Origin of the sequence: Agrobacterium sp. SOY23 (assembly GCF_027212525.1) — a bacterium.
Lineage (GTDB): Bacteria > Pseudomonadota > Alphaproteobacteria > Rhizobiales > Rhizobiaceae > Agrobacterium > Agrobacterium tumefaciens_I.
Window position 1 is genome coordinate 53,447 of the sequence record NZ_JAPWDT010000012.1, and the last position, 13,208, is coordinate 66,654.

12 protein-coding genes are annotated in these 13,208 nt (G+C 58.4%); 4 read left to right on the forward strand and 8 right to left on the reverse strand.

Going from position 1 to position 13,208, the window contains the following annotated elements:
- Nucleotides 1-17 precede the first annotated feature (17 nt).
- From O3S81_RS24910 to O3S81_RS24940, 7 genes are all read right to left on the reverse strand, one after another.
- Nucleotides 18-1,154 carry an NAD(P)/FAD-dependent oxidoreductase gene (locus O3S81_RS24910; RefSeq protein WP_111794417.1) on the reverse strand — a complete coding sequence of 379 codons (1,137 nt, stop codon included), beginning with the start codon at nt 1,152-1,154 and terminating at the stop codon, nt 18-20.
- Entirely contained in the window at nt 1,151-2,551 is a 1,401-nt protein-coding gene (locus O3S81_RS24915) for an NAD(P)/FAD-dependent oxidoreductase (RefSeq protein WP_269347548.1), read from the reverse strand. The genes O3S81_RS24910 and O3S81_RS24915 overlap by 4 nt, the downstream gene beginning before the upstream one ends.
- Nucleotides 2,551-2,841, reverse strand: a complete 291-nt coding sequence (locus O3S81_RS24920) for a (2Fe-2S)-binding protein (protein ID WP_111794415.1) — start codon at nt 2,839-2,841, stop codon at nt 2,551-2,553. Before O3S81_RS24920 ends, O3S81_RS24915 begins: the two co-directional genes overlap by 1 nt.
- Complete coding sequence (locus O3S81_RS24925) at nt 2,841-3,959, reverse strand: NAD/NADP octopine/nopaline dehydrogenase family protein (protein ID WP_269347510.1); 1,119 nt, start codon at nt 3,957-3,959, stop codon at nt 2,841-2,843. The genes O3S81_RS24920 and O3S81_RS24925 overlap by 1 nt, the downstream gene beginning before the upstream one ends.
- 93 nt (nt 3,960-4,052) lie before the next feature.
- Entirely contained in the window at nt 4,053-5,909 is a 1,857-nt protein-coding gene (locus O3S81_RS24930; RefSeq protein ID WP_111794413.1) for an ABC transporter ATP-binding protein, read from the reverse strand.
- Entirely contained in the window at nt 5,906-6,784 is an 879-nt protein-coding gene (locus O3S81_RS24935) for an ABC transporter permease (protein ID WP_269347511.1), read from the reverse strand. The genes O3S81_RS24930 and O3S81_RS24935 overlap by 4 nt, the downstream gene beginning before the upstream one ends.
- Complete coding sequence (locus tag O3S81_RS24940) at nt 6,781-7,722, reverse strand: ABC transporter permease (protein ID WP_111794411.1); 942 nt, start codon at nt 7,720-7,722, stop codon at nt 6,781-6,783. The genes O3S81_RS24935 and O3S81_RS24940 overlap by 4 nt, the downstream gene beginning before the upstream one ends.
- Nucleotides 7,723-8,157: 435 nt before the next feature.
- Between O3S81_RS24940 and O3S81_RS24945 the strand changes: the two genes are divergently transcribed.
- A complete protein-coding gene (locus tag O3S81_RS24945) occupies nt 8,158-9,060 on the forward strand; it encodes a LysR substrate-binding domain-containing protein (RefSeq protein ID WP_269347512.1) in 903 nt (300 codons plus the stop codon).
- A gap of 74 nt (nt 9,061-9,134) precedes the next feature.
- Here O3S81_RS24945 and O3S81_RS24950 read toward each other — a convergent pair whose 3' ends face one another.
- A complete protein-coding gene (locus O3S81_RS24950) occupies nt 9,135-10,694 on the reverse strand; it encodes an ABC transporter substrate-binding protein (protein ID WP_269347513.1) in 1,560 nt (519 codons plus the stop codon).
- A gap of 266 nt (nt 10,695-10,960) precedes the next feature.
- On the opposite strand from O3S81_RS24950, the gene O3S81_RS24955 reads away from it, so the two are divergent.
- From O3S81_RS24955 to O3S81_RS24965, 3 genes are all read left to right on the forward strand, one after another.
- On the forward strand, nt 10,961-11,215 hold the full coding sequence (locus O3S81_RS24955) for a hypothetical protein (protein WP_269347514.1): 255 nt from the start codon (nt 10,961-10,963) through the stop codon (nt 11,213-11,215).
- A 251-nt stretch (nt 11,216-11,466) separates the two neighbouring features.
- Nucleotides 11,467-11,862 (forward strand): hypothetical protein, encoded by a 396-nt coding sequence (locus O3S81_RS24960; RefSeq protein ID WP_269347515.1) that lies wholly within the window; start codon nt 11,467-11,469, stop codon nt 11,860-11,862.
- Between the two features lie 239 nt (nt 11,863-12,101).
- Nucleotides 12,102-13,208 carry an ABC transporter substrate-binding protein gene (locus tag O3S81_RS24965; RefSeq protein WP_269347516.1) on the forward strand — a complete coding sequence of 369 codons (1,107 nt, stop codon included), beginning with the start codon at nt 12,102-12,104 and terminating at the stop codon, nt 13,206-13,208.

The window sequence follows — 13,208 nt, forward strand, 5'->3', positions numbered from 1 at the left end:
TGACGCCCCAGCTGCGATTAGACAATCACATCACCTCTCTTCCCTATCAAGCGACCCGGCGCGAAATGTTTGATGACTCTGTTCGTCCCGCTATGAACAATCAGATCAGCCATAATGGCTCCTACCACTGGGACCAGCTGAAAGCCGTGCCCGGAATAACCAAACGAGTGAAAAATCCCATTCGCATTGGGTGAAGGGCCGATAATCGGCAGGTGATCGGGCGTCATCGCTTCCATGCCCGCCCATGTTCGCACGATACGCAATTGTCCGACGATGGGAAATAGATCAGTCGCCGCGCGGGCACCCTTGGAGAGCTCTCTAAAGTTGACGAAGCTTCGTTGTGCGTCAATATCTGCGCTTCCCTGCAGCCCTCCGCCAATGACGAGCGTCCCTTGGTCCGATTGCTTGAACGAGAGAGGCCGGCCAACGACGCTTACAACCGGTTTCAGCAGAGGGGCAATTCGCTCCGTCACGATCATCATCGATGCCTTGTGCCCAATCTGGATGTCGTCGCCAACCATGGCGGCGATTTTCACCGCCCAGGCACCCGCGGCGTTGATTACCGTCGGTGCGACGAATTCCATGCTGCCCGTCCTGACACGCCAGTCAGTACCCGCATGCTCGATCGCGATAACGCCCGCTCCCTCGTATATGATCACGCCGGCGGCTTCCGCAGCGTTGCGGAAAGCCTTCAGTGTGCGATGCGGATCGGCGGCTCCATCTTTGCGGGCGATTAGGGCGCCCACGCAATGGGGTGATATAGAGGGTACGAGGCGCAAAAGTTCTGAGCGATCGATGAATTCTTCGTGGTCGTATCCAGCCGACCGGATTTTGGCGAGGCGATTTTCAAGAACGGCGAGATGCGCCGGCTTTTCTGCAATGCTCATCTGGCCGTAAGCTTGAAAACCGCAGCTGTCGCCGACGATACTCTCGATGTTGTGCCACATGTCCATGGCCTCGAGCGAAATCGGTAATTCCGCAAGATCCCGGTTCAGGGTCCTGACACCTGCAGCAGTCGCCCCGGACGAATGACGGCCGACCCAGGACCGTTCCAGAATGACGACCCCCCTGCCAGCCCGAGCCAGATTGAGTGCCGCGGAAAGCCCGTGCAGGCCCCCGCCGATGACGATCGTATCCAATGCCTTGGCGTTCATCGTGTTTCGTCCTGGCTGTCGAGAGCTGCAAGTTCGCTGAGCGTGACAGGCTTCAGCGGTGGTCGCACCCGATATAGTCCGACATCCGGCGCCGCTCGACCTTCCGCGTCGGCGAGAACCCGCGCGATGGTGTAGCCACACTGGCGCCCCTGACACGGGCCCATCCCGGCGCGGGTGAAAGCCTTGATTTGGTTGGGCCCCGGCCGACCGGAAGATAGCTGGGCTCGGACAGAAGCAACGGTTACCTCCTCGCATCGACAGGCAATCGTGCGATCGGTCGGCACGAAAACAGACGGACGCGGCCGATAAAACTTGTCGAGGAACGGCCGGGGTGCGAGGGCACGCTCCAGGCGTCTGCGTATTGGTTTGGCCTCGATAGCCAGAGCCGCCCGCGAGAGCCTTCCAGCTTTGAAGGCGATCTGAAGACCGGCAAGCTCGCCGCGCAGGCAGGCAGCCGTCGCGCCGCCGATCCCTGCACTGTCACCTGCGACAAAGACATTCGCCTCGGATGTCTCGCCCCAGCTGTCGAGCTCGGGCGCAAAACTGTCCTGGTCCTCGTTCCAGACGTGACGGCAACTGAGGGCAAGCGTCGGATGGATCGTCGGAATGACGCCTTCATGGACTAGCAGAAGCTCCGCATCAACCGTGCCGGACTGGCCGCTCGCGGTAACGTAACGGAGGTGTTCAAGGCTTTCCTTGCCCGTCGCTTCGATTTCGGTCACATGTTTGATATATTGAACGCGCCGTTTGACCGATTGTAACCAGCCAATGCCTTTCACGATGTCCAGAGGCGCATTCATGAACGCCGCGAAAAGATCGGGGATCACACCGCTGAGCTGACGGGGGCGGGACGTATCGAGAAAACCGGCGATCCGTCCACCTGCCTGCAGAAGCTGGGCGGCATAGAGCAGCGATAGCGGTCCGCTACCTGCGATCCAGACTGGCTCCGACGGGATTTGATCCGACGTCTTGAGCACGATCTGGGCCGCACCGACAGTCATCACGCCCGGCAATGTCCAGCCGGGGAAGGGGGCCGGTCTTTCCTGCGCACCCGTCGCAAGAAGAAGGTAGTTGGCGTCGACCGAACTCGCAGCCCCCGCGCGCGTAACGTAGGCCCGAGGGCCGCTTTCGACTTGCCAGACCTGTGTGCCCGGCTCGTAGTTCGCGCCGCTGGCACGGAACTGCCGCACGACGTTCAACCCTTCCGCATACGCCTTCCCGAGGACGTCCATCCGGGGGGTGCCCACTACAGCCTCGACATTGCGCCAGATCTGACCGCCCGGGGTCGGCTGCTCGTCGACAACAAGGACATTCAGTCCGTGGCGCCGTGCAGCCACGGCACCAGACATACCTGCCGGACCTGCGCCGACAATGAGAAGATCGACGTGTCTACTCATCACGCTATCCTCCGTCGGCCCAGTTGTCGCTCGATCCGCATCCCATCTCGAACCGATACCAGGCAAGTCTGCATAGAGGCGCCATCGACCAAAGCAAGGCACTCGAAACAAACGCCCATCATGCAGTAGGGCGCTCGCCTTGCTTCTGACACCGGTGTTGTACGCGACCAGACGGGATCCTGCCGCAGAAGAACCGCGGCGACGCTTTCGTTGGTCTCCGCTGTGACCGCCTCACCATCGATGTAGACAGTTATGGCCTCGACGTCACTTTGATTGAGTTTCGTGAACATCAGGAAACCTGCGCAATCAAGCTGGACTGATCGTCAGGCCGTGACCTGCATTCGGGAGAAAACCCATTTGCGACCCGCTCAAGCAGATTTTCGCGTGTCAGCGGGCCGATTTCGCTAAAGAGGTCGTTGCCTTGACCGAGATCCCGAGCATAGCAGGCGTTGATGATATTGACACCGCTCCGGTGAAGAGGCGTGTCGACACCAGCCAGTTCAGCAAGCAAGAGCGTCGGCGTCAAACCATAGGGAACATCTTCAAGGATGTAGCGTGTATCAAGGTTCTTCGGTCCCATGGGGTCGTTGCCCCGTGCGCTGACAGCTGCCGCGGCCTCACCAACGCTCTCACCCGTGACGTTGTGCGTAAGTCGATAGTGATCAAAAACCGTGCGAACATCCTTGCCAAACGCCGAAGCGATCGCCACACGCTCGCGGTCGAGCGCCTCGATAAGATTTCCGACTGCGGATGTAAGGTTCGTGTTTTGGCCCCAGGCTTCGCCGCGCTCGATTCTTGTCAAATTGCACAGGGCGACCGCGAGGTGATTTTGCGGGTTTAGATTACTCAACGCGATCGTCAGAACGTCGTCCTTGAGATTGAAGCGGTCACCGAACAGGGTCGTGCAGGTCGCCAGCCCTGCATCCGCCAGGCGGACCGGGATCGTTGCCATATCAACTTTGCTGCGAATGGTTCCGATGTTGAACGTGTCCACACCGCGCTGCTTAGAGGTCAATACTGTCGTGCTCCAGGCGACGATCGGAATTTCAATGCCGCGCTCGGAGAGACGTTTTGCGAGGAACAATGCGGCAAGGGAGAGGTGACCGCTGATGATGACAGTATGGTTCTCACGCATAAACGGTATGAGTGCTTCGAGCACCGACCGATGACCATAGGCAGGCAGTGCCAAAACGACGACGTCGTTCTCAGCGAGCTGTTCAGCGGACACACAAACGTTCGGTCGAAACTCCCCCGTGATAGCTCCCGTGATCGTCAGCGGGGTTCCTTTGGTGAGTTCGGTTGTTCCGCGCCCGGAGGGGGACCAAACGTTTGCCGTGTGGCCTTGCTTATCCAGAAAGGCCGCGTAGCCCATCGCGATTGCCCCGGCGCCCGCAATTCCAACACGCATATTGTAATGTCCTTTGTACCATATTTGATTGCCGGGTACCGGCGATGTGAAACGGATCGAAGGTCGCGGAGGAATGTCCGCGACCTTTCAAAGTCATCGCGTCTCGCCGACCTGAACGAGATGTCCCGGTGAAACCTCAACATACTTGCGTTGCGGCGGCACATAATCGATCGAGCGAACCGGGCTCTTGATCTCATCGATCTGGCTGTTCCGCTTGATCAGGCGCCGTGCCGGATCCGGCACTGGCACAGCGGACATCAGTTTTTTCGTATAGGCGTGCTGCGGATTGTCGAACACCGCTGCCCGGGGGCCGATCTCAACGATCTCGCCGAGATACATGACGGCAACACGGTGGCTGACCCGCTCGACCACGGCCATGTCGTGGGAGATGAACAGGAAGGCCAGATTGAGGCTCTGCTGCAGGTCCAGCAGAAGGTTACAGACCTGAGCCTTGATCGAAACATCGAGCGCTGAAACGGCTTCGTCTGCGACGATGACTTTCGGGTCGAGCATAAGGGCGCGCGCGATCGCCACGCGTTGCCTTTGTCCGCCCGAAAACTCGTGCGGATAGCGCTTCATCATTTCGGTCGAAAGGCCGACCTTTTCCAGAAGTGATGCCGCCTTGTCGCGTGCCTGCGCCTTGCTTCCAAGCCCATGCTGAATGAACGGTTCCATGAGGGCGGATCCGATATTCATACGCGGGTTGAGCGATGCGTATGGATCCTGAAAGATCATCTGGATCGACTGGCGCACCTTGCGTAGCGCGCGCTGATCAAGCTTCATCATCTCGTGGCCGTCGACGGTGACCCTGCCACTCGTCGGATCCGTCAGACGTGTAATCGACCGGCCCGTCGTGGACTTGCCGCATCCTGACTCACCGACGAGCGACAGGGTCTCGCCCTCGTAAAGATTGAACGACACTTTCTCGACAGCGTGCACTGCAGCGGTCGTGCGTCCGAGAATTCCGGAGCGTATCCCGAACCTGGTGATCAGATCCTTGACCTCGACGATCGGCGCCTTGTCCTTTGCGACCGTGTCGCGAACCTCGATCATAGGCTTCAGCTCACCGCTTTCCGGATCGACGATCGGAAAGCGCATTGGAAGACGGCTCTCGCCCATCTCTCCAAGCTTGGGGACCGCCGAGAGCAGGGCGCGCGTGTAGGGATGCTTACCGCGATGGAAAATCTGCTCGGTTGGACCGCTTTCCACCTGATCGCCGCGATACATCACGATCGTCCGGTCGGCGATCTCAGCGACGACCCCCATGTCGTGGGTGATGAAGAGGACCGACATTCCCTCTTCGTCCTGAAGCTCTTTGATGAGATCAAGGATCTGCCCCTGAATCGTTACGTCGAGAGCCGTTGTCGGCTCATCGGCGATCAGCAGCTTGGGGCGCGACGCGAGCGCCATGGCGATCATGACGCGCTGGCGCATGCCGCCGGAAAATTGATGCGGATACTCGTCGAAGCGGCCGTTTGCGTTTGGAATCCGCACCTTGTCGAGGAGCGCGAGAACCTTTCGCTTGGCGTCTTCTGCGGAAATATTCTGATGCACAGTCAAGGCTTCAGCGATCTGCTTCCCAACCGGAAGGATCGGGTTAAGCGAGGTCATCGGCTCCTGGAAGATCATCGAGATCTCATTGCCGCGAACCTGCCGCATCTGTTCTTCCGGCAGGGAAAGAAGATCCTTTCCGCAAAGCAGTACCTGGCCTTCGATCCGGCTCGATGCTTCAGACAGCAGGCGCATGATCGAAAGCGAGGTAACGGATTTTCCCGATCCAGACTCGCCGACAATCGCGACGGTTTCTTTGGGCGCTATATCAAACGATATATTGCGAACGACGGGATTCCATTTATCTTCGGCGCGAAAGGAGGTCGTGAGGTTTCTGACCGAAAGGATCGCCGCGCCGGAAGCGTCGTTCTGATTAAATTCATCGGCAATCTGGTTCATCGCTCATTCCTCGTTTTCGGATCGATCGCGTCGCGCAAGGCGTCACCCAGAAGGTTCAGCGCGAGGACCGTGAGAAGGATCGCAAAGGACGGGAAGACAACGAGCCACCAGGCACTGAGGATGTTTTCGAACCCCTCCCGGATCATTCCGCCCCAGGTTGCCGTCGGCGGAGCGACGCCGAGCCCGATGAACGCCAGCGACGCCTCGGTGCGGATCGCGGATGCCATCCAAAGCGATGCCACGACGACGATGTCGGACAGGATATTCGGAAGGATGTGCACGCCCATGATCCTGACAGGCGTGAAGCCGAGGGACTTGCCGGCGTCGATAAAATCGCGCCGCTTTACAGCGATGGTCGGTCCGCGTGCGACACGGGCAAAAGGCGCCGTCTCAGTGATCGCGATGGCGATTATGAGGTTCTCGAAGCTTGCTCCAAGCATGGCCGCGACCATCAGGCCGAGAAGCAACGTCGGAAAAGACAGCATGACGTCTACAAGACCCATGACGATCTGGTCGAACAGTCCGCCGATATAGCCGGCGAGAATTCCGAGTGCCGAACCGACCACCATTGCGATCATCACGGAAAGGAAGCCGATTGCGAGTGAAATCCGGGCGCCATAGAGCAGGCGCGAGAGCACGTCGCGACCGAAACTGTCGGTTCCGAGCCAGAACTGTGCGGAGGGCCCGCTCAGGCGGTGTATGATGTTTTGCTTCAGCGGATCGTAAGGGGCGATCATCGGAGCGAATGCGGCCGCCAGCACGATCAGCAGAAGCAGTCCGACACCGACCCAGGACAGGCGGTTACGGCGAAGCGCGGTTAGCACCGGATTGGGCGCCTTCTCAGACTTGGCGGATGCCAGGGTGATATCGGTCATTTCGCGTAACTCACTCTTGGGTCGGCAGTGGCGTAGATTACGTCGGTCAAAATATTGACGAGGACGACGAAGGTCGCAAATACGACCATCAGGCCCTGCAGCATGGTGTAGTCGCGTGACTGAAGAGCTCCGAGAATGAGCTTGCCGAGACCAGGCCGCGTGAAGACGATTTCGACAAGAACCGAGTTTCCGATCATTGTCCCGAAGTTCAGCCCGACCACAGTCACGATCGGGATAAGAGCGTTGCCGAGGGCATGCCGGATGATGATGCTCTTGGTCTTGACGCCTTTCGCGCGCGCGGTCCGAATGTAGTCCTCACCCATTACGTCCAGCATCGAGGAGCGGGTGACCCGGGCGATATAGGCCGTCATGATCAGGCCGAGATTGAGTGCGGGCAACGCCAGGCTTCGCAGATGATCGATCGGATTGGCGGTGGGCCGGCTCATGACCGGGAACCACTGTAGCCAGACCGCGAATGCGAGCAGCATCAGGATTGCCGAGACGAAGCCTGGAAACGAGAGGCCGACGAGTGAAAGAAGCCGGCTTGTATAGTCCGGCCATTTGTTGCGGCGAATAGCTGCCACAACGCCGAGGGGGATGCCAAACGCGACACCGATGATCATCGCGGCCGCAGTAAGCTCGAGTGTATAAGGCAAGACTATGGCGACTTCGGAAAGCACCGTTCGGCCGCTGACGGCGGAAAGCCCGAAATTACCCGTCACCATGTCACTCATGAAGCGGAGGTATTGAACGGGTAATGGCTGGTCGAGGCCAAGCTGCACGCGCAGTGCGGCGAGCGCTTCGGCACTGGCACGATCTCCAAGCATCGCGACGGCGGCATCGCCAGGCACGAGCCGAACGAGGACGAACACCACCGTCAGCATTGCGAGCAAAGTCGGTATTGCCAAAAGCAGTCTTCGGATTACATAGGTTGTCATATGGCAGCCCTTTCAGCATCGATGCAGCTCACCAAGGGGTCACCAAGGTTTTTGAAAATTGAGCCCGCGTCGATCGAGCCATGGTGATCGCTGGTCGAGGAGGCGAAGAAGCGGAACGTCAGCCCGTGAAGACGCGGCATGGCGCGCGCAGAGCCTGAGCCTGGCGCTGTCCGGCCGACACGTCTGCAATTCAGAAAAGCAAGTGAGATATTGGCAACGGCCAACGCACACCACCCAGAGTCACGGGTACGCGGGCGGTCACTAATTGAGTGATGACGTCGCATTATCATTGCGACCTCACCAACGCCTGTTCTAGGCGGGAGAAGTTCGAGAGGCACGGCAGTAGTTCCCCATATTATTATTGTAACTTCAAACCCTCAGGGGTAGAAAGTCAAAGTCGAAAACTTTGTCTTCATATTCGCGTGGGTTATAGGTATGAGAAATCCAAGCCTTAGGCAGCTGGAAGGGTTAATTGCAGTTGTTGAAACCGGAACGGTTAGCCGCGCTTCGGAAGTCCTCAGGATATCGCAACCCGCTGCGAGCAAGCTCATCCAGGATCTCGAACTGGACAGCGGACTGAAGCTTTTCGAACGAGAGAGCGGCCGGCTTGTCCCCACGGACCGTGGGATGCGGCTTTACGAAGAGATCAAGCGCATCTTCGGTGGTGTCAATCAGGTCGCTCGCGCGGTCGAGGCAATGCGGAGAGAAGAATCCGGCCATCTTGTCATTGGCGTGATGCCTAGTCTGTCGGGGCCTTTTCTCGGTCGGGTCGTGGGGTCGTTTCGCGCCCGCTATCCGGATGTGTTCGTTGAGGTTGAAACGCAAGCCTCCCAGTTCCTGACGGAATCGGTGCTTCTGGGGCGTATCGATCTCGCGCTGGTCAAGAGCGGCCTGGAGCATCCGACAATCATCGTCGAACCGATAGAGAGTCCACCCATGGCCGCTATCCTGCCTCTCGGGCACCATTTGCTCGAAAAGGCTGAGCTCACTCCGGTAGAGTTGGCGTCAGAACCGTTTGTCGCTTTTGGCGATTCAAGCCGATCGCGCACAAAGGTCGATGCGGCATTCGAGGCGCATGGTTTGAAACCAAAAATCACCATGGAAGCAGCGACAGCACCGAATGTCGCGGAGTTCGTTGCTGCGGGCTTGGGAGTGACAGTGTCGGATCCGATTTCGATGGAATGCGCAAAGGGACGTGTTGCGTTGCGTCCGTTTATCCCGAGCATTGATGCTGAGTACAGGCTTTATCGCCCGGCACGGGCTCGGCACACGGATCTGGTGCTGGAATTCTCCAGACAGGTGCATCTGGCGGCAGCCAACAGCACTCTCTCCGTCTGAAACAAGACCCCGGCCAGTAACGTTCCAAGAGGAGGAAGCGCGGGCCGGGGTAAGGTGGGGAGGATTGATCTCGGTTACTGCTTGAGCGTCGTATTTTCCGTAATGGGAGGCGCCAGGTTCAAGGCGCCCTTGAGCTCGTACCCGTAGTCGAGCTGGTTCGTACGGACCCAGACCTGCATCAAGTTGAAGAGTGGGATCCCGCACACCTGATCATATATCTTGTGCTGCGCTTCAGACCATGCCTTCAAACGTTCAGGATCCGCTGCTGCCTTGCGGCCAGCTTCGATTTCCGCATCAGCGGCATCGCAATGCGAGAAATTGGTGACTGCCGTCGGCTTTCCGATCGAGGAGCTAGAGTGATAGAACTGGCTAAGATAGCTGTCGGCAACAGGGTAACGCGCAGCTCCATAGAAAACAATGTCGCTGAGGTCTTTGCGCGATTGCTCTTGATAGGTTGCGTGATCGACAATCTGCATATCCATATTAATGCCGACCTCCGACAGTTGTCCCTGCACGACCTGCATAATGGGCTGTTGCGCGGTGATTGATGAAACGATGGCCTTGATCGTCATTCCCTTACTAAAGCCGGCCTCAGCCAGAAGCTTCTTTGACAGGTCCGGATCGAATTTATATGTCCAGGCGCAGTCCTCGCCAAGAAAACCAGGAGGCACGACCGAGCAGCCCTTTTGGGCAACGGCGGCACCGACAAACTCAACAATTTGATCGACGTTTATAGCATGTGCGATTGCCTGGCGCACTTTGACGTTGTCGAGCGGCTTGTGGGCCTGATTTAGGAACAGAGTGCGGTATTCACCCGGCGCGAAGATATCGATCGTTGAACCGTCCCATGTCTTGGCCTGTTCGACCCAGCGCTGTTCGCGCTTGCCATTGATGAGATCGAGCTCACCTGAGCGAAACGCCAGTTCGCGGCTCGCGTCTGATGGAATAAGATTGTACTGGATGCCATCCAGTTTCGGCTTGCCGCGGAAGTAGTCGGGGAACGCTTTCAGCGTTACTGATTGTTGCGTGACCGCGCTCTCGAACATGAATGGCCCAGTTCCGATCGGACGAAGCTTGAAATCGGCTCCAAGCTTCTCGGCGGCCTTCTTACTGATAATGTTGCCGCCATGATAGTTTGCAATCAGACCCAAGAAACCGGGAACAGGGCTATTCAACGTAATTTTCACGGTCAGCGGGTCGATCGCTTGGATCGATTTGACTTCGCTGAAGTCGTTCGAGAAGGAAGAGGTTTTCGGATTTTTTGCCCGTTCCAGAGAGTAGACGACATCCTCGGAGCTAACCGTCCCATAGTCACCATGGAACTTCACATCCTTTCTCAGACGGAACGTCCAGACCAACCCATCTGCCGATGCTTCCCATTTCTCGGCAAGATCCGGCTCGATCTTCGTCGGATCCGCGCTGCCCGGCGGAAAGCGAACAAGACCGTTGAACATCCACGAGACGATACCGACGTCGACCGTCGCAGTGGCTCTGGTCGGATCGAGGGAGGCGACATTCTCAGCTGCAGCGCCGACTCGAAGAGTGGCGGACTGTGCGGCTTCTGGAAGGACGACGCTCGAAAGAAAGATAGCGGTGAATGCGGAAAGTCTTGATATCCCAGTTTTGTTAGTCATGTTCGCCTCCTTTGTTATTGCGATCACTAAATTTCAAGGTGGTATACGTGTCAAAGTCGCATATTTTCGTGCGGTATTCGTAGAGGTTATACAGATAAGTCCGTGGGGCAGCGCCGTCACCCATCGGGCTTGTATTCAGGCTCCGGATAGCACTGGCAAGCTTCAACGCCGATTCTGCGCGGCGGGCCAGCGTCACTTGGTCGCCGCTCAGCGGAGGCCTGCTCACTGGCAAGTATCACCGGGGAGAGATCGGCCGGAAGGAGGCCATGGGCGGTAACACCTTCCAGCAAGAGAACTCGCCGCAGCCTACGGCGATCTTCGACACCCTGATCGAAGTCGTCAATGAGGCAGGTGGCGCTTCTGGCAAGGTCGCCATCGCGTGCGTAGCCTCGAAAGGCACCCTGCCGTTCATCTGCCCGCACCATCGAGCACCTCAACTCCAACCGGGCGGCCGCGAAGGTCACCCTGTCGGCCGAGCAGATCGTCCGTGCCAGGCCTTCCGAGAATTGCTCGGCTCTTGAGCCTAATGATTCAGAAGGGGCGGTTGGAACGTCACCGAGGGATGATCACAACAGATACTCCAGCGCCGGACCAGTAGACGTGCGTGAAACACGAGTTGTTTGATTTATCGCAGAGACAAAGTACGGACGCTGCCCCAGAGTGATTACGTGACGTCAAGTCATCCCGGATGTGGCAAACTGTCGGCCGTGGATGAATTGACAGAGGGAAATGTGCAGCGAATTTCGGATCTATTAGCGAGAGGATTCCGATAATGATCGCGAAGGCGGCGACATGGCAGAAGGGGGTGCGCATTTTGTGCGCGCTCGCCCTTTTTACCATTGGTTTCGCGCATCGAGTGCCGGTAGCCGGGGTCGGTTTCGCCGAGACTGAAATTTCCGCCTATATGATGCCGGACGGCAGCCTGCCGAATCTTTGCCATACGCTTGATCACGACGGGGAAAAGCCGCATCCCGACCGCCATGCCCTGACACTCGTATGCGAGGTCTGCCGCATCGTTGCGGGCATCCTTTTGCCGCAGCCGGCCGATCTGACGGGCGTAGCGCTGGTCATCAAGACTGCCGAGGGTTTCGTGGCGGATAACACCGCCTCCAGGCCGCCCGTTCTTCTGGCGGCTGCCGCACCCCGGGCTCCGCCCTTTTCCGTCTGACCGCATGAAAAACGTGTCCCTGCGATAGCCCTGGGCCTGCGGATTGGCAGACGGGTTTCTCTCCTTCCCTCACCGATCTCCGCCAAAGGCTAGCCATGGCAGCCGTTTTTCCGGAACAGCGCCGGGATTGGCTGGGCTCGCAGGCGACACGCATATTCCAGCCATTGGCAGCATCATCGATTGCCTCACCGGTACCGGGCGGCGCTTCGGGATCGGCTGCCTGCTCAAAGGACCAGACAATGCATAAATTTCTCTGGCTGGCGTTCGCCGGCCTGCTTTCCGGGCTCGCCTTTCCGGCATTGGCCGATATCACCGTAAAAGACCTGCGCGACCGCGAAGTGACAATCCACGAGCCGGCAAGGCGCATCCTCCTCGGCTTCAACTACGAGGATTACATCGCCGTTGCCGGGACAGGGGCGATGGAGAGGGTCGTGGCGCTCTCGCTAACGCCGTGGAAAGACTGGCGGCCCGAACAATATGCGGCCTATGTGAAAGCCATTCCCTCCATTTCCAGCCTGACCGATGTCGGCGACACTGAAACCGGCACATTCTCGGTGGAGAGGGCGATTGCGGCAAGGCCCGATCTCGTCATTCTGGCGGCCTGGCAATATGACGCTCTGGGAGCCAATGCGGACCAGCTGGAAGCTGCCGGCATTCCCGTTGTCGTTATCGACTACAATGCGCAGACCGTCGACAAACATGTGCGCTCCACCCTGCTTCTCGGCAAGGTGACGGGGCAGGAGGAGCGGGCAAAGGAGCTTGCCAACGGCTACCGCGCCGCCATGGACGATATTCTCGCGCGGGCGGCGAAGGCGGGACCCTCCCCGAAAAAAATCTACGTGGAACTCGGCAAGAAAGGCCCGAACGAGATCGGCAACACCTATGGCAAGGGCATGTGGGGTGGTGTGATCGACATGCTCGGCGGCGTCAATATCGCCAAGGGGCAGATCGAGAACTGGGGGCCTCTCAGCCCGGAATATACGCTTTCGGCAAAGCCGGACATCGTCGTTATCGCCGGCTCGGAATGGACAGGCTCGCCCGCCGCCGTGCTTCTCGGTTTTAACGCAGACAAAACACTGGCGAACGACCGTCTCGGCGCCTACTTCAAGCGGCCGGGTTGGGCCGATCTGCCTGCGGTCAAAAACGATGAGGTCCATGCCATCTATCACGGCGGGACGCGCACACTGTCCGACTTCATCTATGTGCAATATATCGCCAAGCTCCTTTATCCAGAGGCCTTCAGCGACATCGACCCCGGTGGGGAGATCGAACGGTTTTATGAAAAATGGCTGCCGGTTCGCGCCGAAGGCGTGTTTGTGCTGCGACATCAACCGGCGGGACAATGA

Excerpts from the sequence above, each read along its gene's own strand:
- O3S81_RS24910 (WP_111794417.1), bottom strand. The coding sequence starts at position 1,154 with ATGAACGCCAAGGCATTGGATACGATCGTCATCGGCGGGGGCCTGCAC.
- O3S81_RS24915 (WP_269347548.1), bottom strand. The coding sequence starts at position 2,551 with ATGAGTAGACACGTCGATCTTCTCATTGTCGGCGCAGGTCCGGCAGGT.
- O3S81_RS24920 (WP_111794415.1), bottom strand. The coding sequence starts at position 2,841 with ATGTTCACGAAACTCAATCAAAGTGACGTCGAGGCCATAACTGTCTAC.
- O3S81_RS24925 (WP_269347510.1), bottom strand. The coding sequence starts at position 3,959 with ATGCGTGTTGGAATTGCGGGCGCCGGGGCAATCGCGATGGGCTACGCG.
- O3S81_RS24930 (WP_111794413.1), bottom strand. The coding sequence starts at position 5,909 with ATGAACCAGATTGCCGATGAATTTAATCAGAACGACGCTTCCGGCGCG.
- O3S81_RS24935 (WP_269347511.1), bottom strand. The coding sequence starts at position 6,784 with ATGACCGATATCACCCTGGCATCCGCCAAGTCTGAGAAGGCGCCCAAT.
- O3S81_RS24940 (WP_111794411.1), bottom strand. The coding sequence starts at position 7,722 with ATGACAACCTATGTAATCCGAAGACTGCTTTTGGCAATACCGACTTTG.
- O3S81_RS24945 (WP_269347512.1), top strand. The coding sequence starts at position 8,158 with ATGAGAAATCCAAGCCTTAGGCAGCTGGAAGGGTTAATTGCAGTTGTT.
- O3S81_RS24950 (WP_269347513.1), bottom strand. The coding sequence starts at position 10,694 with ATGACTAACAAAACTGGGATATCAAGACTTTCCGCATTCACCGCTATC.
- O3S81_RS24955 (WP_269347514.1), top strand. The coding sequence starts at position 10,961 with ATGGGCGGTAACACCTTCCAGCAAGAGAACTCGCCGCAGCCTACGGCG.
- O3S81_RS24960 (WP_269347515.1), top strand. The coding sequence starts at position 11,467 with ATGATCGCGAAGGCGGCGACATGGCAGAAGGGGGTGCGCATTTTGTGC.
- O3S81_RS24965 (WP_269347516.1), top strand. The coding sequence starts at position 12,102 with ATGCATAAATTTCTCTGGCTGGCGTTCGCCGGCCTGCTTTCCGGGCTC.